This window comes from Streptomyces otsuchiensis, assembly GCF_004305975.1.
Taxonomy (GTDB): domain Bacteria; phylum Actinomycetota; class Actinomycetes; order Streptomycetales; family Streptomycetaceae; genus Streptomyces; species Streptomyces otsuchiensis.
Window position 1 is genome coordinate 1 of sequence record NZ_BHZI01000472.1, and the last position, 2187, is coordinate 2187.

Here is a 2187-nt window from a genome sequence, read left to right on the forward strand (position 1 = left end):
AGGCCATACTGGGCGCCGTGCCCACCTCCTCCGGCTCCGCCGACGTCCCCGACCCCGTACCGGTCGGCGCGGCCGTCGCCCACGGAGCCGCCCGGCTGCTGCCCGATGTCGACCGGCCACGCGCCTGGCTGCTGACCGTCGACGGCGCCCCGCAGTCCTACGTCGACCTCGACGACCCCACCCACCTGGAGTTCGAGTACGTGCGGCGCCTCGGGCACGTCCTGGACACCGCCGCCCCCGAAGGTGCACCGCTGCGGCTGCTGCACCTGGGCGGAGGCGCGCTGACCCTGCCCCGGTACGCCGCGCACACCCGGCCCGGCTCCCCGCAGACCGTCGCGGAGAACGACGGGCCGCTCGCCGCCTTCGTCTCCGGCCATCTGCCGCTGCCGCCCGGATGCGACATCGAGCTCCTCACCTGCGACGCGGCCGAGGCCCTCGGCGGCCGCGCCCGGGAGCGACCGGCCTCCGACCTGGTGGTGGCCGATGTCTTCGCCGGCAGCCGGACCCCCTCCCACCTGACCACCCGGGCGTTCCTGCGCTCCGTCGCGGCGACCCTGCGGCCGGGCGGCGGCTACGCCGCCAATGTCGCCGACTCCGCGCCCTTCGGGTTCCTGCGCTCACAACTGGCCAACGCCGTCGATGTCTTCGCCGAGGTCTGCCTGATCGCGGAGCCGTCGGTGCTGCGCGGCCGCCGCTTCGGCAACGTGGTCGTCGTCGCCTCCGACGGCCCGCTCCCGCTGGCCGAGCTGGCTCGTCGCTGCGCCGCCGACCCGTTCCCCGCCCGGGTGGTGCACGGCGCCGGTCTCGACCGGCTGATCGGCGACGCCCGGCCGGTCGACGGGGCGGGCGGGCCCTCGCCGGTGCCGCCCTCGGGCAGCTTCGGCGTGGGGTGAGCGCGTGGAACGGGCGCGGGCCGTGAACCGGCGGCGGGCGAGTACGGACGGCACCCTCCCCGCCGGAGCTACTGGCTGGTAACCTGCCCGTCATGTCCGAGACCCCGCCCTCCATCGGCGACATGATGGCCGCGTCCGTGCCCATGGCCCGCACCCTCAACCTCGACTTCGTCGAGACCACCCCCGAGCGTGCCGTGGTCTCCCTGCCCGACCAGGCGGACTACCACAACCACCTCGGCGGCCCGCACGCCGGCGCGATGTTCACCCTCGCCGAGTCGGCCTCCGGCGCCATCGTCCTCGCCGCCTTCGCCGACCTCCTGGACCGGGCCGTGCCCCTCGCGGTCCGCGCCGAGATCGCCTACCAGAAGCTCGCGATGGGACCGGTCACCGCCACCGCCGTCCTCGGCCGCCCGGCCGCCGAGGTGATCGCCGAACTCGACTCCGGCAGCCGCCCCGAATTCGACGTCCAGGTCGCGATCCGACGCGAGGACGGCGCCGTCACCGGCGAGATGACCATCGTGTGGACCCTCCGCCCCAACGGCTGAGACCCGACGGCCGAGCCAGACGGCCGCGCCCGCCGGAACCCCGCCGCCACCGTGCCGAACACCGGAGTTAGGGTGACCGCGTGCTGACGCCGGTACGCCGCCTCGCCGGCCGAGCCGCCTCCGCCACCGTCCACGCGGTCTGGCGGCGGCTGCGCGACGCCGCCGCCGTCACCGCCGACCGCCCCGGACCGCACCGCTTCCACGCCCTGGGCCGCGGTACCCGGCTCGCCTTCCCCCAGGGGACCCTCTTCGGCGAACCCTGGATCGCGCTCGGCGACCACTGCGTCATCGGGCAGGACGTCACCCTCACCGCGGGGATGATGCCGGGCCTCGACCTGGGCGCGGAGACCGGCCTCCGCGTCAGCGTCGGGAACGGCGTCGTCATCGGGCGCGGCAGCCACATCGTCGCGGACGCCCCCATCACCATCGGCGACGACGTGTTCTTCGGCCCCTACTGCTACGTCACCTCGACCAACCACTCCTACGACGACCCCGAACAGCCGGTGGGGCACCAGTGGCCGCGTGCCGCTCCCGTCACCATCGGGCCGGGCAGCTGGATCGGCACCGGCGCCGTGATACTCCCCGGCGCCCGCCTGGGGCGCAACACCGTGGTCGCCGCCGGGGCGGTGGTGCGCGGCGAGGTCCCCGACCACACCGTCGTGGCCGGCGCGCCGGCCCGTCCCGTGCGCCGCTGGGACCCCACGGGAGGCTGGCAGCCACCCCTGCGCACCCCGCCGCCGGTGCCCTAC

At 75.8% G+C, this 2187-nt stretch carries 3 protein-coding genes; all 3 read left to right on the forward strand.

Annotation, left to right across the window (positions count from 1 at the left end; genetic code table 11):
* The first annotated feature begins 5 nt into the window (after positions 1 to 5).
* Positions 6 to 893 carry a spermidine synthase gene (locus tag E0D90_RS25180; protein ID WP_438827450.1) on the forward strand — a complete coding sequence of 296 codons (888 nt, stop codon included), beginning with the start codon at positions 6 to 8 and terminating at the stop codon, positions 891 to 893.
* A 92-nt stretch (positions 894 to 985) separates the two neighbouring features.
* The gene (locus E0D90_RS25185; protein WP_103503270.1) at positions 986 to 1438 is read left to right on the forward strand and encodes a DUF4442 domain-containing protein; all 453 of its coding nucleotides are present in this window, start codon (positions 986 to 988) and stop codon (positions 1436 to 1438) included.
* Positions 1439 to 1518: 80 nt separating this feature from the next.
* A partial coding sequence (locus tag E0D90_RS25190; RefSeq protein ID WP_130800229.1) for an acyltransferase occupies positions 1519 to 2187 on the forward strand: 669 nt, incomplete at its 3' end.